Below are 17,680 nucleotides of genomic sequence, written 5' to 3' on the forward strand. Positions count from 1 at the left end.
GGTGAGCCCCCTCACCGCGGAGTTCGTCGGTCCCTCGGGCGAGGTGGTGGGCATCGATTGCGCCGCGCAGTCCCTCGAGTGGGCCTGGCGCCGCGCTCGGGAGCGGGGGCTGTCGCAGGTACGGTTCCAGCATTGCGACATGGCGTCACTGCCGCGAGAGCGAGTCTTCGACGCCGTGGTGGAGCGACGGGTGCTCGTCCGTCAGAAAGACCCGCTCCTCTTCATATCCAGCGGATGGCTTGAGACGCTCGGCCGTCACGTCAGAAGGGGGCTGGGGCGTGGAAGTCGTGTCGCGCGCCCGTGCGCGGATGCGTGAAGACGAGTCCCTCGGCGTGCAATCGCCAGGGCCCGGCTTCGCTCCCGAAGCGGGTGTCTCCGACGATGGGGGCACCGAGCCCCTCGGGATGCGCGGTGTGGATGCGCAGCTGCCAGGCGTGGCGCGTCCTCGGCCAGAGCCATACGCGCGTGCGGCCCGCGTGTGACTCCACGACACGCCAGTCCGTCACCGCGTGCTTGCCGTGGGCGCGCCCCGCCAGGGACTCGAGCGCGCCGGAGGTGGTGCCTCGCAGCGGCAGGTCGATTCGGCCCTCCGTGCCCGGGAGTCCCCCTTCGACCCAGGCGACATGGCGATGCTCCGCTTCCCCCCGCGCGAGCTGGCGCTGGAGCGCGGCCCGCGTCTCGACGTCCCGCGCGAGCACCTGGAGGCCGGAGACCTCCGCGTCCAGCGCGTGGAGGAAATGCGCGGAGGTCAGCTCGGGGTAGCGCGACTGGAGGCGGACGAGCACGGAGTCCCGGCCCGGGGCATGACGCCCCGGCACCGAGGCGAGCCCCGCGTCCTTGTCCACCACGAGCAATGCCGCGTCCTCGTGCACCACCCTCACCGCGCCTCCGGTGGGGAGCGGCGGAGCGGGGTCCACGTCGAGCCCCTCCAGCATGAAGCCGAGGACCACGCGGCACTTGCTGTCACACGCCGGGTAGTACGCCCCGGAGACCCGGCCGCCGCCCTCGGGCTGTGCGCCCCACCAGAACTCCGCGAGCGCGAGGGGCTTCAGGCCATGACGGTAGGCCTGCGCCAGCAGCTTGGGCGCCGCGCACTCCCCCGCGCCTCCGGGGACGGGACGCGGGTCGAACAGGCTCGCCAGGGGGACCCGGCCTCCTCGCGCGTTGGGGATGTCATAGTCCCAGGTGAGCCGGTGCCACAGGGCCCGTGAGCGCTCCGCGCGTTCATGGGACAGGGCGTCTCGACGTTCGCTGAGCGCTCGTGCCTGGGCGCTGGAGGGCCCCGAGTCCAGGACGGCGCGCTCATGGTCCCTGGAGAGCTCGCGCAGACGGTGGCCCAGCTCGGCCAGCTCCACTTCGCCCCGGGGCAGGAAGGTCTTTCGCGCGCTCAAGTCGAAGAGTGGGGGCGCGAAGCCGTCCACCTCCCAGCGGCCTCCGAGCATCCCTGAGAAGGCGCTCAGGAAGCCTGGTGGCCCTTCCGGCGTGGAGACGACCAGGACGCCGAACATCTTTCCTCCACCCGGACGCCACAGGGACTCCCAGCGAGGGGCCTCGAACTCGAGGCGCTGACGGAGCATCTCGGCGGCCCTCCGGGCGAGCGGCCCGGGCGCCCCGGGCGCGAAGGGGCTGGGCAGACGCGGGGGCACCTCTCCGGGCAGGGGCGGGGAATCGAAGAGGCGCGGGGACAGGGGTGGCTCGCTCACGGGGATGCGCGAAGGAGGCTCTCACAGGTCCGGCGCTCCGGGGGCCCCTTCCCCTGGGGGCGGGCTCGCCGGCCCACTCCTCCGGGAGACAGGGGGACACGGGCGGTGAGACACGGGGCTTGCGCCATTGGGCACTGGTGGACAGAGGACGTGCGGGGTCCACGCCGGGTTCGACAGCCCGCAAACCAGCGTCTATGTCCTCCCTTGCATGGTGTCCGCTCCGCGAGAGGTGCTGCTGTTCACCCTGGCAGGTCAACGCTACGGCCTCCCCACCGAGGACGTGCGTGAGCTGGTGCGCGCCGTGCGCCTGACACCCCTGCCCCAAGCACCGGATGTCGTCGAGGGACTGCTCAACCTGCACGGCCAGCTGCTCCCCGTGCTCGACCTGCGCCGGCGCTTCCGGCACCCCGCCCGGCCCCTGTCCTCCTTCGACCACCTCATCATCGCCCAGGCCGGCCCCCGACAGGTCGCCCTGCGCGTGGACCGCGCCGAGGGCCTGCGGGTGGTCGCACCCGAGGAGTGGGACGAGACGCCCCGCGAGCTGCCCGGCGTCGGCTACGTCACCGGCGCCGCCAAGCTGGAGGACGGCCTGGTCCTGGTCCACGACCTGCGCGGGTTCCTCTCCGAGGCCGAGTCCCTGGCCCTGGACGCGGCGCTCGCGTCCTCGACGGAGCGTGCGTGAGGCAAGGGCCGTGGAGCCATCCGGGCTTTCCCGCCGTGCTCGCGCTCGTCGAGGAGCGCGCGGGGCTCGCTCCACCCTCCTGCCCCGCCTCCGCCGAGGAGGGCATCAGCCGCGCCATGGCTCGCGCCGGCGTCCGGGACTTCGAGACCTATCGCCTGCGCATCAGCGATGACGCGGCCGCGATGGACGACCTGCTCACCGAGCTCACCATCGGTGAGACGTACTTCTTCCGCACCCCCGAGCACTTCGAGCACCTGCGCCGCGTCGTGCTCCCCGGTCTGCGCGAGCGCCATGGACAGGACTACAGCGCGCGCCTGTGGAGCGCGGCGTGCTCGTCCGGCGAGGAGCCGTACTCGCTGGCGGCCCTGATGATGAACGAGGGCTGGGGCCAGCACATGACGGTGCTCGCCACGGACGTGTCGCGCACGGCGCTCGCTCGCGCACGGCGCGCGCACTACGGCGAGTGGTCCCTTCGGGGCCCCTGGGCCGAGCGGATGCGCGCGCACCTGCGCCCCGAGGGCCGCCAGTACATCCTGGCGCCGGATGTGAAACAGCACGTGCGCTTCAGCTACCTGAACCTCGCGCTCGACACGTGGCCCTCGCCCGACTCCGGCATCTGGCGGCTGGATGTCGTGTTCTGTCGCAACGTCCTCATCTACTTCAACGACGCCACCATCGAGGCCGTGGCCCGCCGCCTCCATGCGTCGCTGGCGGAGGGAGGGTGTCTGTTCACCGGTCCCTCGGACCCGCCGCTCGGAGGGCTCGCTCCGCTGGAGCCCATCCTCACCGAGTGGGGCGTGTTCTATCGGCGGCTTCCTCCCGGCACCACCGTGGCCGTTCCCGATGGGGCGCCGTTCGGCGCGCACCCGGCGGGTGCGGCACATGAGGGTCATGGGGCTCGGGCACCGCATGAAACGTGGCCGTCGCAGCCCGTGGGCGGCGCCTGGGCGCAGGGCTCGGGCGCTCATCCCGAGGCGGGTGGCGCGGGACAGGGTGGCGCGTTTCCGCGCGGGCCGGGCGCTCCGTACGATGCGGGCGCGTTTCAGCGCGAGCAGGGCTCTGCGCGCGATGCCGGCGCCGCGACAGGCGATGCCGGTGCGTTCCAGCGCGGGCCAGGCTCCGCGCAGGATGCCGGCTCCGCGGGCGCGTTGCCAGGTCAGGCGGGCGCAGTCAACCGCGGACCGGGCGCCTCGTCCGCGGCCACGGTTTCCGGTGCGAACACGCAGGGCTCCGCGCCTCGTGGCCCCCACCCCCGGGTCCTCCATCCCGCGGAGCTGTCCACCGCGCGTCGCGCGCTGGAGCGCGGCGACTGGCGCGAGGCCGCGACACGGTTGGGCGCGCTGGACCCCGACCCGGACATCGCCACCACCGCCGTGCGCGCCATCGCCAACCTGGATGCCCAGGCCGCCCTCTATGTCAGCGCCGAGGCCGCCACCCGCCATCCGCTCGTGCCCGGCCTGCGCTACCTCGAAGCCCTCCTCCTCCTCGGCCAGGGCCGCCTCCCCGACGCCGAGCGCGCCGTCCGTCAGGCCCTCTACCTGGAGCCCACCCTCGCCGTCGCCTGGCTCGTCCTCGGACGCGTGCTGCGCCGGCTCGGCGACCTCCCCGGCGCCCGGAAGGCCCTGCGCGAGGCCGAGACGCTCTGCGAGGCCCTGCCCCCCGACACCGCCGTGCCACTCGCGGAGGGCGAGCGCGCACGTGAGCTGGCACGCGCCGCCCGCGACGAGCGCGTCCGCATGGAAGGCTCCTGATGCCGCACTCCAAGAACATCGACTGGACCGCCGTCCGGGCCCGGCTCGCCGAGCTGGAGTCCTCTCGCGAGGCCCAGGGCGACCTCACCCCCGAGGAGGAGGCCGCGCTGCTCGACGAGCGCGCCCGCGCCCTCGGCCGCCCCCTCACGCCCGACCTCGCCCCGGACACCCTGCGCGAGGTGGTGCGCTTTGGCGCCTCCGGCCAGACCTACGCCCTGGAGTCCCGGTTCGTGCTCGAGGTCGTCCGCTCCGCGGAGGTCATCCCCCTGCCCGGCGCCCCCGCCGCCCTGCGCGGCCTCACGCTGCTGCACGGGGAGGTGCTCCCCGTCGTCGAGCTGGCCCCGCTCTTCGGCCGCGCGCCGTCGAGCGCCACCGGCCCCCTGCTCGTCGTGGGCACGCACCGGGCCGAGCTGGGCGTGCGCACCGAGGAAGTCCAGGAGGTCACCCAGGTGTCCAGCCTGGACCTGCTGCCCACCCCCGAGGCCCTCGTGGATACCGCCGGCGGTCTGGTGTTCGCGGCCGACAGGGATGGAACTCTCTTGCTGGAGGGCGACGCGTTGCTGAGTGACAGTCGCCTCGTGTTCGATTTGTCCGACGAAGGAGTCGTATGAACATCGGGAACCGCATCGCGGTCGGCTTCGGACTCTCATTGATTGTGCTGCTCATCCTGGCCGTCGTCGCGTTCCAGGGAGCCCGCCAGCTCAACGAGACCACCGAAGGCCTGCTCAAGGCCCACGAGAACTACAAGCTGGTGCGCGAGGTGCGCGCGCTCATCGTCGACGCGGAGACGGGACAGCGCGGCTTCCTGCTCACCGGCGAGGACTCCTACCTGGAGCCCTATCAGCAGGCGGTCGCCACGCTCCAGCAGGACATCAACCTGCTGCGCGACGCGATGGCGCCCTTCCGCCAGCAGCGCGACCGCATGGTGCGCCTGGAGCCGCTCATCACGGGGCGGCTGGCCCTGCTCGAGGAGGGCATCCGCCAGCGCCGCGACAAGGGCCTGGAGAACGCGCTGCCCATCGTCCGGGGGCACCGGGGCAAGGAGCTGATGGACCAGATTCGCGGCGTCATCAACGAGATGCTCGCCGAGGAGCAGGAGCGCTGGAAGGAGCACGCCGACGCCGCCCAGGCCGCCGCGCGGCAGATCATGTGGGTGCTCGCCATCTGCGCCGTGATGGGTCTGCTCATCGTCTCCGTGGGCAGCTACGTCATCACCCGCAGCATCACCGTGCCGCTGCGCCGGCTGATGCTGGGCGTGGAGCAGCTGGGCTCGGGGAAGCTGGCCCACCGCATCGACATCAAGGGCCGCGACGAGACGGCGGAGCTGGCGCGCGCCTTCAACGACATGGCCGAGCGCCGTCAGCAATCCGAGGCGCAGATCGCCCGGCAGTCCGAGCAGCGCGAGCACACGCTGCGCACCGTGGCGGAGTTCGTCAATCAGCTCGCGGGCGCCAGCTCGCAGATTCTCGCCAGCACCACCGAGCAGGTGGCTGGCGCCCAGGAGCAGGGCAGCGCGGTGACGGAGACGGTGAGCACCATCGAGGAGATCACCAAGACGTCCGAGGAGGCCGCCGGCCGCGCGCGCAACGTCAGCGACTCCGCGCGCCACGCCGAGGAGGTGGGCCGCTCCGGCCGTCGCTCCGTGGAGGAGGCCGTGTCCTCCATGGGCACCGTGCGCGAGCAGGTGGAGTCCATCGCCCAGCGCATCCTCGCGCTCGCCGAGCAGGCGCAGGCCATCGGCGACATCATCACCACCGTCAACGACATCTCCGAGCAGACGCACATGCTCGCGCTCAACGCCTCCATCGAGGCCAGCCGCGCGGGGGAGAACGGTCGGGGCTTCGCCGTCGTCGCCGCCGAGGTGAAGGCGCTGGCGGACCAGTCCAAGAAGGCCACCAGCCAGGTGCGGCAGATTCTCGGACAGATTCAGAAGGCCACGCACGGCGCGGTGATGACCACCGAGGAGGGCACCAAGAGCGTGGCCACCGCCACCCGCGTGGTGTCCGAGGCGGGCGCCACCATCCAGACGCTGTCGGACCTGCTCGCGCAGGCGTCGCTCACCGCCGCGCAGATCGCCGCCTCCGCCAACCAGCAGGCCACGGGCATCGCGCAGATCCGCCAGGCCATGCATGACGTCAACCAGGCCACGCAGCAGGGCCTGTTGTCGTCGCGCCAGACGGAGCGGGCCATGCAGGACATCAACGGCATGGGGCAGAAGCTCAAGGGTCTGCTCGAAGAGTACGGCCGCTGATGGACCGCGACAGGCTCGCACAGGCGCTGCTCGCCACGTTCCTCGAGGAGCTCGAGGGACATGTGACGTCGCTCAACCGCGACCTGCTCGCGCTGGAGCGGGAGCAGGGGACACCGCCCGCCACCGAGCGCGTGTCGGCGCTCCTGCGCACGCTGCACAGCGTGAAGGGCGCCGCGCGCGCGGCCAGCGCCCTGCTGGTGGAGACGGCCTGTCACCGGCTGGAGGAGGTGCTCGAGCCCTTGCGCGACCGGCGCACCGCGCCTCCGGAGCTGTATGAGCTGTGCTTCGCCGCCGTGGACGCGCTGGACGACGCGGGGCGGCGACTGGCTTCGCGGCAGGAGCTGACGGGCTCGCCGCTGGAGCTGCTGCTGCCGGACCTGGAGCGCGCGGCCCAGGACGCGGCGGCGCCGGCACGTCCCTCGGCGTCGGAGGGCTCGCGCACGAGCGGGAGCGTGGGCAACTCGGGGGCCGGCGGTGCGGCGTCCGCGCACGACGGGGGCGCCTCACGCGCGCTGGCCGCCAGCGGGCCCTCCTCCACGCGTGACGCGGGAGGTTCACGCGCTCCGGGCGCCGGCGGTGCGGAGTCCTCTCGCGACGATGGAGGTTCACGCGCTCCGGGTGCCGGCGGTGCGGAGTCCTCTCGCGACGGTGGAGGTTCACGCGCTCCGGGTGCCGGCAGTGCGGAGTCCTCTCGCGACGGTGGAGGTTCACGCGCTCCGGGTGCCGGCAGTGCGGAGTCCTCTCGCGACGCTGGAGGTTCACGCGCTCCGGGTGCCGGCGGTGCGGAGTCCTCTCGCGACGCTGGAGGTTCACGCGCTCCGGGCGCCGGCGGTGCGGACGCCTCTCGTGACGCGGGGTCCTCTCGCGCTCCGGGCGCGGAGCCGTTGGAGTCCTCGTCCGGTGGCGCCGGCCTGGAGACGACGCTGCCGGTGCGCGTGTCCGCGCAGAAGCTGGACGCGCTCTTGTCGCGCAGCGGGGAGCTGCGGGTCGCCGCGCTGCGACTGGAGGGCCGCGCCGAGACGCTGGAGACGGTGCGCGAGGAGCTCGCCCGCGTGCGCGACGCCGTGCGCGGCACCGACGGCGAGGCCGCGCTGCGCCGCGCGGAGACGGAGCTGGCGCGGGTGGCGCGCGAGCTGGCCGCGGACCAGCGGGCCCTCGGCGGTGTGGCCACCGGCATGGATGACGAGGTCCGCCGCGCGCGCACCCTTCCCTTCGTCGAAGGCTGCAGCGGGCTGGAGCGCGCCGCGCGCGACGTGGCCCGCTCCGAGGGCAAGAAGGTCCGCCTGGAGATCCAGGGCGGCACGCTGGAGCTGGACCGCTCCCTGCTCCAGTCCCTGCGCGAGCCGATGCTGCACCTGGTCCGCAACGCCGTGGCGCACGGCCTGGAGTCCCCCGAGGAGCGCGAGCGCGCGGGCAAGCCCGAGGAGGGGCTCGTCACGCTGTCGGCGCGCCTGCGCGGCAGCCGCGTGGAGGTCACCGTGGAGGACGACGGGCGCGGCCTGGACCTCCAGGCGCTGCGCGCGCGCGCCCTCGAGCGAGGCATCGAGGTCCCCGAGGACGACGCGGACGCGGCGCGGCTCGCCTTCCACGCGGGCCTGTCCACCACGTCGCGGGTGACGGAGGTCGCCGGACGCGGCGTGGGCCTGGACGTGGTGCGCACCCAGGTGGAGGCGATGCGCGGCACGGTGGAGGTGGCCACCCAGCCCGGCAAGGGCGCGCGCTTCACGCTCGACGTGCCCCTCACGCTGAGCACCCTGCGGGTGCTGCTGGTGTCTACCGGAGGACAGACGCTGGCCCTGGCCAGCGAGGGCGTGGCCCGGCTGGTGCGGCTGGCGCCCGAGGAGGTGCGCGACGTGGAGGGCCGACCCACCTGGGTGGCCGAGGACGCGCTGGTGCCCCTGGCCTCGCTGTCGGACGTGCTGGGCCTGCCCGCAGGGCCTCCGCGTCAGCGCCGGGGAGCGGTGGTGCTGGCGGCCGGCACCGCGCGCGCCGCGCTGGTGGTGGACGAGGTGCTGGCCGAGCAGGAGGCCCTCGTCCGCGCGCTGGGCCCCCGGGTGCGCCGCGCGCGTCACGTGTCGGCGGCGGCGGTGCTGCCGGACGGACGGCTGTCCCTGCTGCTCAACCCCGCCTCGCTGGTGCGGGCCGCGGGGGGACGACCCTCCACGGCGCTGTTCCCCACCCCGGCGGCCCGGGCGGCGCGGCGGCGCATCCTCCTGGCGGACGACTCGCCCACCACGCGCGCGCTCGAGCAGAGCATCCTGGAGGGCGCCGGCTACGACGTGGTGGCGTGCGCGGACGGGGCCGAGGCCTGGGAGCGGCTGCAGACCGTCGGCGCCGAGGCGCTCGTGCTCGACGTGGAGATGCCGCGCATGGACGGCATCGCGCTCACCGAGGCCGTGCGTGCCTCCCCCCGCTTCTCGCGGCTGCCGGTGGTGCTGGTCACCGCCCGGGGCAAGCCCGAGGACAAGGCGCGCGGGCTGCAAGCGGGGGCCAGTGCCTATCTTGTGAAAAGCGCGTTCGACCCGACGAGCCTGCTGGAGACCCTGAGACGACTGCTATGAGGACTGAACCGTTGCGCATCGTGGTGGCCGAGGACTCGCCCACCGCCCGCCGGCTGCTGGTGGAAATCCTGCGCGCCGACCCCGCGCTGAGCGTGGTGGGCGAGGCGAAGGACGGCGTGGAGGCGGTGGAGCTGGCCCAGCGGCTGCGGCCCCACCTGGTGACGATGGACATCCAGATGCCGCGCATGGACGGCCTGGAGGCCACGCGCCGGATCATGACGGAGGTGCCCACCCCCGTCGTCGTGGTGTCCACGCTGGTGGAGCGCGACATCCAGACGTCCATGGCCGCGCTGCGCGCCGGCGCGCTCGCGGTGCTCCAGAAGCCCCTGGGCCCCGAGTCCCCGGACTTCGACGCGGAGAGCCGTCGACTGCGCGACACCCTGAAGGCCATGGCGGAGGTGAAGGTGGTGCGCCGCTGGCCGGACCGGGGCACCGCGCCCGTGCCGCCTCCTCCCGCCACGCCCGCGCCCCGCAAGTCGCCGCCGCGCACGGCGGTGGTGGCGCTGGCGGCGTCGACGGGAGGACCGGCCGCGCTGTTCCGGCTGCTGTCGGAGCTGCCCTCGGACTTCCCCTCGCCCGTGCTGGTGGTGCAGCACATCGCGCTCGGCTTCGGTCAGGGCCTGGCGTCCTGGCTGGCCACGGCGGGGCCCCTGCCCGTGCGGGTGGCGGAGGAGGGAGAGCTGCTCTTGCCCGGCCACGTCTACCTGGCGCCGGACGACCGACACCTCGGCATCCAGGACGGCCGCGCGCAGGTGTCCAAGGCGGCGCCCGTCAACGGCTTCCGCCCCTCGGCGACGTGGCTGTTCCGCTCGGTGGCCAGGGCGCATGGGGCGGAGTCGCTCGCGGTGGTGCTGACGGGCATGGGCCAGGACGGGCTGGAGGGGATTCGCGAGCTGCGCGAGGCGGGGGGCCGGGTGCTGGCGCAGGACGAGGAGTCCTCCGTCGTCTTCGGCATGCCGGGCGTGGTGGTGGGGGCGGGGCTGGCGGACGAGGTCGTCTCCCTGGCCTCGCTGCCCGCCCGACTGACGCTCGCCGTCCGGGCAGGCGCACAGTCGGGGTGAGCCATAATATCCGCTTGTTAAATCTTGGAGCCTGACTGGACACGGAGGAATGGTCTTCGTGTCGAGGGGTGTCAATATCCCATCAGGCCCATCCCCCCGTTCCAATGAGCACATCCCTGCCTTCCTTGCTGTCCGCCTTCATGGCGCTCCCCGACCCCGCCTACGTCCTGGACGCGGTGGGGCGACTCATGGCGACGAGCGCCTCGGGCGCACGGGCCTTCGGGCAGGGGCCCGAGGGGCTGGTGGGCCGGAGCTGGAGTGAGCTGGGCCTGCCGGTCGAGGACGCCGCGAGGCTGGAGTCCGCGCGAGCGCGGGCCTCGTCGCTGGGGGACAGCGTCACGGTGGAGCTGCCCTGGCCCATGGACTCGGGCCTGCGGCGGCACGCGCTGGTGCTCACCCCGCTGCCCGCGTCCGACAGCGAGCAGGGCCTGGTGCTGGTGACGGCGCGGCCGCTGACGGAGGCGGAGGCGGTGTACTCGCGCGCGCTGGAGCTGGAGCAGCTGGCGCGCGCGGAGGTGGAGCAGGCCGAGCGTCGACGCTCGTTCCTCTACCAGGCGATGACGACGCTGTTCACCCATCCGCCCGACCCGCACGGCATGTACACGCTGCTGGCGCACCTGGCGGTGCCGGACCTGGCGGACTGGTGTCTGGTGGACGCGCTGGAGCAGGGCAACTGGGTGTCGCGGGTCGCGGTGGCGTGCCTGGACCCGACGCAGCAGGAGCGCGCGGCGGCGCTGCCCCAGCGCATGGAGCGGCGCGACGACGCGCCCGTGGGGCTCTTGCGCGTCTTGCGCACCGGGGAGCCGGAGCTGGTGCCGGCGGTGACGGACTCGCTGCTGCGCGCGGCGGCGGCCGAGCCCGCGCACCCGGCGCTCCTGCGCACGCTGCAGGCGCGCTCGTACATGATCATCCCGCTGCGCGCGCGCGGGAACACGCTGGGCGCGGTGACGTTCGTGGCCTCGGGCTCGGGCCGGCGGTACGGGCCGGATGACCTGGCGCTGGCGGAGGACCTGTGCCTTCGCGCGAGCCTGGCCATCGACAACGCGCGGCTGGTGGGCGAGTCGCGCCGCGCGGCCCGGGCGCGTGAGGACCTGCTCGCGGTGGTGTCGCACGACCTGAAGAACCCGCTGGGCGTGGTGCAGCTGGGCTCGGCGCTGCTCTTGCGCGGGCCGGGCGCGCGGCCGGGCGGGGAGATGGTGGCCAAGCAGGCCACGCGCATCCAGGACGCGACGGACCGGATGTCGCGCCTCATCTCGGACCTGCTGGACTGGGGACGGCTGGAGGCGGGGGGGCTGCCGCTGGAGCTGGGCGAGCATTCCATGACGGCGCTCGTGACGGAGGCGATGGACGCCATCCGGCCGCTGGCCGAGGCCAAGGGGCTGCACCTGCACACGCGCTCCACCGAGGACGACGTGCGCGCGAAGTGCGACCGCACGCGGGTGCTCCAGGTGCTGGGCAACCTGCTGGGCAACGCGGTGAAGTTCACCCCGCCGGGGGGAGACCTGGAGGCGGGGGTGTCCGTGCGCAACGGCGAGGTGTGCATCCACGTGCGCGACACGGGCTCGGGCATCGACCCGGAGGCGCTGCCGCACATCTTCGACCGGTACTGGCAGGCGCGCGACGCGGCCAGCCGGGGCACGGGGCTGGGGCTGGCCATCGCCAAGGGGCTGGTGGAGGCGCATGGCGGCCACATCCACGCGCGCAGCACGAAGGGCGAGGGCAGCACCTTCTCCTTCACGCTGCCGCTGACGGGCGTGTCCACCGCGCCGCACTCCAGCGCGTCCCGCGCGCGACTGGACGCCTGAGACGGGGCGAGGACGGCTAGAGTCCTCGCCCGGTCATGCCCATCACCACGGAGCCGCTCCCCACCGCGTTCCTGCTCGCCGTCTGCGGCGCGCTGCTGGCGCTCAGCGTGTTGTTCAGCCGGGCGTCCGGCCGCTTCGGCATCCCCGTGGCGCTCTTGTTCCTGGGCGTGGGCATGGCGGCGGGCTCGGACGGCCCGGGCGGCATCGCCTTCGACAACTACGGCTTCGCGTTCCGGCTGGGCACGGTGGCGCTGGTGCTCATCCTGTTCGACGGCGGGCTCAACACGCCCCTGGCCGCCATCCACTCCGCGCTGAAGCCGGCGGCGGTGCTGGCGACGGTGGGCGTGGTGGCGACCGCGGCGCTGATGGGCGCGGCGGCGCACTTCATCTTCGGCTTCGGGTGGACGCAGTCCCTGCTGCTCGGCGCCATCGTGTCGTCCACGGACGCGGCGGCGGTGTTCTCCGTGCTGCGCGGCAGCGGGCTGCACCTGAAGCGGCGGGTGGGCACGACGCTGGAATTGGAGTCGGGGTTGAACGACCCGATGGCCGTCATCCTCACCACGGGCCTGACGCACACGCTGGCGAGCGGCAAGCCGCCGGGGTGGGACCTGGCGGTGGAGGCGGTGGTGCAGATGGTGGTGGGCGCGGGGCTGGGGCTCGCGATGGGCATGGGCGCGAGGCTCCTGCTCAAGCGCCTGCGGCTGCGCGTGGCGGGGCTGTACCCGGTGATGACGCTGGCGCTGGCGCTGCTGTCCTTCGGCCTGCCCACGCTGCTGCACGGCAGCGGCTTTCTGGCGGTGTACGTGGTGGGCATCGCGCTGGGCAACGAGAGCATCCGCTACCGCACGGGCCTGCTGCGCGTGCACGACGCGCTGGCGTGGCTGTCGCAGGTGTTGATGTTCCTGGTGCTCGGGTTGCTGGTGTATCCGCGCAACCTGGTGGAGGTGGCGTGGGAGGGGCTGGGGTTGGGCCTGGTGCTCGCGTTCCTGGCGCGGCCGCTGGCGGTGTTCCTGTGCCTGCTGCCGTTCCGCTTCCCCTTCGGGGAGATGGTCTACACGGGCTGGGTGGGGTTGAGGGGCGCGGTGCCCATCATCCTGGCGACGTTCCCGGTGCTGGCGAACGCGCCGGGCTCGCGGGACATCTTCAACATCGTGTTCTTCATCGTGGTGGTGAACGGGCTCATCCCCGGGGCGACGGTGCCGTGGGTGACGAAGAAGCTGGGCCTGGCGGCCAACGTGCCCGAGCCGCCCCAGGCGGTGCTGGAGATTGCGTCCACGCAGCTGCTCAAGGGGGAGCTGAGCTCGTTCTACATCGACAAGGCGTCGGCGGTGGCGGGCGAGCGGCTGGCGGACCTGCCCTTCCCGCCGGGCTCGGCGGCGATGCTGCTGGTGCGCGGACGGGAGCTGCTCGCGCCCAAGGGCGACACCGTGTTCCAGCCCGGTGACCACGTGTATGTCTTCGGCCACGCGGAGGACCTGCCGCTGTTGCGCCTGCTCTTCGGGCAGCAGGAGGACGAGTAGGCGCGCGTGCGCTGGGCCCGGCCGGAGCGCCGATGCTTTGCCGTCGAATCATCGGCGTGCCGCCGTGGCTGTGATTGCTCGTCCCAGGCGTCCGTGACAGGAAGCGGGTTCATGTCCTTCCTGCATCAGGCGCTGGTGTTCCTGGCGGCCGCGGTGGTGTCCGTCCCGCTGTTCAAGCGGCTCGGCCTGGGCTCGGTGCTGGGCTACCTCGTCGCGGGCGCCGTCATCGGCCCCTCGGGCGCGAAGCTCATCGGCGACGTGCAGAACGTGCTCCACTTCTCCGAGCTGGGCGTGGTGCTGCTGCTGTTCGTCATCGGCCTGGAGCTGCAACCCTCCCGCCTCTGGAGCCTGCGCCACTCCGTCTTCGGCATCGGCGGCGCCCAGGTCGTCGTCACCGGCGCCCTGCTCGCGAGCGTCTGCTGGCTGTTCGGCCTGTCCCCCGGGGCGTCCATCATCGCGGGCTTCGGCCTGTCGCTCTCCTCCACCGCCTTCGCCCTCCAGCTGCTCGCCGAGCGCAACCAGCTCACCACCGGCTACGGACGCCTCGCCTTCGGCATCCTCCTGTTCCAGGACCTGGCCGTCATCCCGCTGCTCGCGCTGCTGCCCCTGCTGGGCCACGCGAGCACCGCGTCACCCGAGCCCGGCTGGCTCACCGGCCTCAAGGTCGTGGCCGTGCTCACGGGCGTGGTGCTCGCGGGCCGCTTCCTCTTGCGCCCCCTCTTCCGCGCCGTGGCCTCGTTCCACAGCCAGGAGCTGTTCACCGCCACCGCGCTGCTCGTCGTCGTGGGCACCGCCGCCCTGCTCCATGCCGTGGGCCTGTCCATGGCGCTCGGCGCGTTCCTCGCCGGCGTGCTCCTGTCCGAGTCCGAGTACCGCCACGAGCTGGAGGCCGACATCGAGCCCTTCAAGGGCCTGCTGCTCGGCCTGTTCTTCATCGCCGTGGGCATGAGCGTCAACCTGCGCCTCATCGTCGAGCAGCCCGTGCTCGTCACCGCCCTCGTCCTGGGGCTGGTGGCCCTCAAGGGCGCCGTGCTCTACGGCCTGGGCCGCTTGAGCCTCAAGGAGAACGAGCCCTCGCTCAGCCTGGGCGTGGTCATCTCCCAGGGCGGCGAGTTCGCCTTCGTCCTCTTCGCGCTCGCCGTGTCCTTCCACGTCATGAGCGCGCACGAGGCGGACCTGCTCGTCGTCGTCGTGGGCCTGTCCATGGCCACCACCCCCATGCTCTACGCGGCCTACGAGCGCCACGTCCGCCCCCGCTTCCAGAAGAAGGCCCAGACGCGCGAGTTCGACGTGGCGCCCCAGGAGGACCACCCCGTCATCATCGCCGGCTTCGGCCGCGTGGGTCAGGTGGTGGGCCGACTGCTGCGCGCCAAGCGCATCGGGTTCACCGCCATCGACGCGAGCCCCGAGCACATCGACTTCATGAAGCGCTTCGGCAGCCAGGTGTTCTACGGCGACGCGTCCCGGCTGGACCTGCTGCGCGCCGCCCGCGCCGACAAGGCCCGCGTCTTCGTGCTCGCCATCGACGACATGGAGGCGTCCCTGCGCACCGCGAAGACGGTGAAGGAGCACTTCCCCCACCTGGTCATCTTCGCGCGCGCCCGCAACCGCGTGCACGCGTACCAGCTGCTGGACCTGGGCATCGAGCACGTCATGCGGGAGACGTTCGCCGGCAGCATGGAGCTGGGCGGCGACATCCTCCAGACGATGGGGCTCACCTTCTCCGAGAGCCACCGCGTCATGGAGCGCCTGCGAGAGCACGACGAGAAGCTCCTGCGCGAGACGGCCCGCTTCCACCGCGACGAGGCCAGGCTGGTGGAGGCCGCCGCCCGCGCCCGCAAGGAGCTGGAGCGCCTCTTCGAAGAGGACGACGCCGAGCAGAAGAAGTCCGCCTGAGCCGCCCCACCCTCGCGAGCCGGGTGCTCCCGGACAGCGCCCCTCATCACGTCCGACCTGGACTGACCCACCTCCCTGGGATTCCGGACTCCAGACGAAAACGCTACATCCCAGACCCACCCCGTTTCCCGGGTTATCTGAACCCGCATTCACCCCGGGCGCATCCGGCCGGCCGAATTGCAGTCACGCTGCAAGAACCGGCCGTTCGGAACGGCAGGCAGGGACCTGGAGCGCACCGAGCGAGGAAGGAGCAGCGGGGGCCGCTCGCGCCAGACACGGAGCGGAGTATGGTTCTGCCCGGATGCGTTTCGGCCTCACCGCAGCACTCAAGCCCACCCCCTTCCGTGCCTCGGCCCACGCGGAAGCGCGGGGATGCCACGCGCTGACGACGTCACCCCGTGCGCGGGGGACGGCCGCCGCGCCATGCCGCCCCTTTGCGCGGAGCACCTTCTCGACGAGGAGCCCGGAGAATCCCGAGGCAGCCTGTCCTCCCTCCTGACACGGCCCCGCCTCCTCTCCTCGACCTCCAGCTCCTCCCGCGAAAACCCACGACGCATGCCCTCCACCCCCGCCAAGAAGCGCCCGCGATCCCCGGCCCCGGCCCTCCCCTCCGAGGCGTCGGCCGGCGTACCGCTGCATGCGCTCCTGGAGGGACTGCCGGATGCGTTCTTCACGCTCGACGCCGGCTGGCGCTTCACCTACCTGAGCCCGCGCATGGCGGAGCTGCTGGAGGGCTCCGCCACGGTCGGCGACGACGTGCGCCGCGCGTGCCCCCAGCTGCTGGATTTGCGCCGCCACCTGCGCTTCGAGCAGCCCGCCACCCAGCAGCCCGCCACGCGCTTCGAGCACGGCTGGCCGGAGCGGGACTCGACGTTCGACGTGCGCGCGCGCGTGGTGCCCGGGGGGCTGTTGGTCCACTGCCGGGACATCAGCGGGGAGAAGCGCGCGAAGGAGGAGCTGCGCCGCGCCAGCGAGGTGTTCCGCGCCATCCACGAGGGGACGACGGACTCCGTCTACACGAAGGATTTGGAGGGCCGCTACCAGCTCATCAACGCCTCGGGCGCGCGCGCGGTGGGCTACGAGGTGGAGCAGATGGTGGGCCGCACGGACCACGAGCTGTTCGCGCCCGAGGTCGCCCGCGTCAACGCCGCCAACGACCGGGAGGTGCTCGCCTTCGGCCGCACCGTCACGTACGAGGACGCGCAGCCTGGCGTGGAGGGCCCGCGCGTGTGGCTGAGCACCAAGGGCGTGCTGCGCGACGGTGACGGCAAGGTGGTGGGGCTGTTCGGCATCAGCCGCGACATCACCCAGCGCAAGTGGGCCGAGGAGGAGGCGCGCCGCCACTCCGAGTTCCAGGAGCAGCTGATGGGCATCGTCAGCCACGACATCAGGAGCCCCCTGGGCGCCATCATGAACTGGTCGCGCGTCATGGCCGAGTCCGGCACCGCCGAGGACGCGCGGCGCACCAGCCAGCGCATCGCCACCGCGGCGGTGCGCATCGAGCGGCTCACGCGCCTGCTGCTCGACTTCACGCGCACCCGGCTGATGGGCGGCGTGGCGATTGAGCCCAGGCCCATGGACTTGAAGGACCTGGCGCTGCGCGTGGCGCACGAGTTCCGAGTGGCCTACCCCGAGCGCGTCATCGAGGTGGAGCACAAGGGCAACACGCAGGGCATGTGGGACCCGGACCGGCTGGGGCAGGTGGCCAGCAACCTGCTGGAGAACGCGCTGAAGTTCGGCCCCTCGGACACGCCGGTGCGGCTGGAGGTCCGGGCCACGCGCGGCAACAAGGTGGTGCTGGAGGTGCACAACGGCGGGCGGCCCATCCCCGCACACCTGCTGCCGCACCTGTTCGAGCCCTTCCGCAGCGGCCCGCAGACGACGCGCACGCTGAAGATGAGCTACGGGCTGGGGCTCTACATCGTCCGGGAAATCGTGCAGGCGCACGGCGGGGGCATCGAGGTGAGCTCCACCGAGGAGGACGGCACGTCCTTCACGGTGACGCTGCCGCGCCGCTCGCTGCCCGCCCGGCCCCAGGCTCAGTCGCCGCGGGTGCCGCGCTCCGAGCCCAGGTAGCGGTTGAGCAGCGCCGCCAGCTCCGAGCCCGCGAAGGGCTTGGTGAGGTAGTCGGTGCAGCCGCTGTCGAAGCCCGCCTGCACGCTCGCGGGCTCCATGCGCGTGCTGCACAGGATGATGGGCGTGTGGCGCGTGGGCTCGCGCTCGCGCAGCGCGCGGCAGGTCTGCAGGCCATCCAGGTGCGGCATGTGGATGTCCAGCACGACCAAGTCCGGCGCCTCCACCTCCACGCGCGCCAGCGCCTCCAGCCCGTCGCGGGCGATGAGCGTCTCGTAGCCGCGCTCCACCATCATCATCTGGTGGAGCATCAACACCGTGTGCGAGTCGTCGACGAGCAGGACCTTCTTGCGCCGCATGACGTCTCCTCGATGGGA

General features: G+C 72.9%; 13 protein-coding genes. 11 read left to right on the top strand and 2 right to left on the bottom strand.

The window, feature by feature from the left end; genetic code table 11:
- The first annotated feature begins 1 nt into the window (after position 1).
- The gene (locus AC6JA9_RS39505) at positions 2–316 is read left to right on the top strand and encodes an SAM-dependent methyltransferase (protein WP_497958681.1); all 315 of its coding nucleotides are present in this window, start codon (positions 2–4) and stop codon (positions 314–316) included.
- On the opposite strand, the gene AC6JA9_RS39510 is transcribed toward AC6JA9_RS39505, so the two are convergent.
- A complete protein-coding gene (locus AC6JA9_RS39510) occupies positions 261–1,577 on the bottom strand; it encodes an RluA family pseudouridine synthase (RefSeq protein ID WP_497958682.1) in 1,317 nt (438 codons plus the stop codon). The genes AC6JA9_RS39505 and AC6JA9_RS39510 overlap by 56 nt on opposite strands.
- Before the next feature lie 334 nt (positions 1,578–1,911).
- Between AC6JA9_RS39510 and AC6JA9_RS39515 the strand changes: the two genes are divergently transcribed.
- From AC6JA9_RS39515 to AC6JA9_RS39560, 10 genes are all read left to right on the top strand, one after another.
- Positions 1,912–2,385: a chemotaxis protein CheW gene (locus tag AC6JA9_RS39515; RefSeq protein ID WP_141332646.1), complete on the top strand. Its 474-nt coding sequence runs from the start codon at positions 1,912–1,914 to the stop codon at positions 2,383–2,385.
- Positions 2,382–4,136 carry a CheR family methyltransferase gene (locus tag AC6JA9_RS39520; protein WP_497958683.1) on the top strand — a complete coding sequence of 585 codons (1,755 nt, stop codon included), beginning with the start codon at positions 2,382–2,384 and terminating at the stop codon, positions 4,134–4,136. The genes AC6JA9_RS39515 and AC6JA9_RS39520 overlap by 4 nt, the downstream gene beginning before the upstream one ends.
- Positions 4,136–4,747 (top strand): chemotaxis protein CheW, encoded by a 612-nt coding sequence (locus AC6JA9_RS39525; protein WP_223751894.1) that lies wholly within the window; start codon positions 4,136–4,138, stop codon positions 4,745–4,747. Before AC6JA9_RS39520 ends, AC6JA9_RS39525 begins: the two co-directional genes overlap by 1 nt.
- The gene (locus tag AC6JA9_RS39530; RefSeq protein WP_223751895.1) at positions 4,744–6,387 is read left to right on the top strand and encodes a methyl-accepting chemotaxis protein; all 1,644 of its coding nucleotides are present in this window, start codon (positions 4,744–4,746) and stop codon (positions 6,385–6,387) included. The genes AC6JA9_RS39525 and AC6JA9_RS39530 overlap by 4 nt, the downstream gene beginning before the upstream one ends.
- Complete coding sequence (locus AC6JA9_RS39535; protein ID WP_497958684.1) at positions 6,387–8,948, top strand: hybrid sensor histidine kinase/response regulator; 2,562 nt, start codon at positions 6,387–6,389, stop codon at positions 8,946–8,948. The genes AC6JA9_RS39530 and AC6JA9_RS39535 overlap by 1 nt, the downstream gene beginning before the upstream one ends.
- Positions 8,945–10,009 (top strand): chemotaxis-specific protein-glutamate methyltransferase CheB, encoded by a 1,065-nt coding sequence (gene cheB / locus AC6JA9_RS39540; protein WP_223751897.1) that lies wholly within the window; start codon positions 8,945–8,947, stop codon positions 10,007–10,009. Before AC6JA9_RS39535 ends, cheB begins: the two co-directional genes overlap by 4 nt.
- Before the next feature lie 140 nt (positions 10,010–10,149).
- Positions 10,150–11,814 (top strand): ATP-binding protein, encoded by a 1,665-nt coding sequence (locus AC6JA9_RS39545; RefSeq protein ID WP_223751898.1) that lies wholly within the window; start codon positions 10,150–10,152, stop codon positions 11,812–11,814.
- A gap of 35 nt (positions 11,815–11,849) precedes the next feature.
- Positions 11,850–13,334, top strand: a complete 1,485-nt coding sequence (locus AC6JA9_RS39550; protein ID WP_483579026.1) for a potassium/proton antiporter — start codon at positions 11,850–11,852, stop codon at positions 13,332–13,334.
- A 111-nt stretch (positions 13,335–13,445) separates the two neighbouring features.
- Positions 13,446–15,230 (top strand): monovalent cation:proton antiporter-2 (CPA2) family protein, encoded by a 1,785-nt coding sequence (locus tag AC6JA9_RS39555; RefSeq protein ID WP_408888839.1) that lies wholly within the window; start codon positions 13,446–13,448, stop codon positions 15,228–15,230.
- 555 nt (positions 15,231–15,785) lie between these two features.
- Positions 15,786–17,306: a PAS domain-containing sensor histidine kinase gene (locus tag AC6JA9_RS39560; protein WP_223751901.1), complete on the top strand. Its 1,521-nt coding sequence runs from the start codon at positions 15,786–15,788 to the stop codon at positions 17,304–17,306.
- Here the strand turns inward: AC6JA9_RS39560 and AC6JA9_RS39565 are convergent.
- The gene (locus AC6JA9_RS39565) at positions 17,270–17,662 is read right to left on the bottom strand and encodes a response regulator (protein ID WP_141330647.1); all 393 of its coding nucleotides are present in this window, start codon (positions 17,660–17,662) and stop codon (positions 17,270–17,272) included. The genes AC6JA9_RS39560 and AC6JA9_RS39565 overlap by 37 nt on opposite strands.
- Positions 17,663–17,680: the final 18 nt, after the last annotated feature.

It is taken from the genome of Myxococcus sp. MH1 (assembly GCF_059738865.1).

Excerpts from the sequence above, each read along its gene's own strand:
- AC6JA9_RS39535 (WP_497958684.1), top strand. The coding sequence starts at position 6,387 with ATGGACCGCGACAGGCTCGCACAGGCGCTGCTCGCCACGTTCCTCGAG.
- AC6JA9_RS39530 (WP_223751895.1), top strand. The coding sequence starts at position 4,744 with ATGAACATCGGGAACCGCATCGCGGTCGGCTTCGGACTCTCATTGATT.
- AC6JA9_RS39515 (WP_141332646.1), top strand. The coding sequence starts at position 1,912 with ATGGTGTCCGCTCCGCGAGAGGTGCTGCTGTTCACCCTGGCAGGTCAA.
- AC6JA9_RS39510 (WP_497958682.1), bottom strand. The coding sequence starts at position 1,577 with ATGCTCCGTCAGCGCCTCGAGTTCGAGGCCCCTCGCTGGGAGTCCCTG.
- cheB (WP_223751897.1), top strand. The coding sequence starts at position 8,945 with ATGAGGACTGAACCGTTGCGCATCGTGGTGGCCGAGGACTCGCCCACC.
- AC6JA9_RS39565 (WP_141330647.1), bottom strand. The coding sequence starts at position 17,662 with ATGCGGCGCAAGAAGGTCCTGCTCGTCGACGACTCGCACACGGTGTTG.
- AC6JA9_RS39555 (WP_408888839.1), top strand. The coding sequence starts at position 13,446 with ATGTCCTTCCTGCATCAGGCGCTGGTGTTCCTGGCGGCCGCGGTGGTG.
- AC6JA9_RS39560 (WP_223751901.1), top strand. The coding sequence starts at position 15,786 with ATGCCCTCCACCCCCGCCAAGAAGCGCCCGCGATCCCCGGCCCCGGCC.
- AC6JA9_RS39545 (WP_223751898.1), top strand. The coding sequence starts at position 10,150 with ATGGCGCTCCCCGACCCCGCCTACGTCCTGGACGCGGTGGGGCGACTC.
- AC6JA9_RS39525 (WP_223751894.1), top strand. The coding sequence starts at position 4,136 with ATGCCGCACTCCAAGAACATCGACTGGACCGCCGTCCGGGCCCGGCTC.
- AC6JA9_RS39550 (WP_483579026.1), top strand. The coding sequence starts at position 11,850 with ATGCCCATCACCACGGAGCCGCTCCCCACCGCGTTCCTGCTCGCCGTC.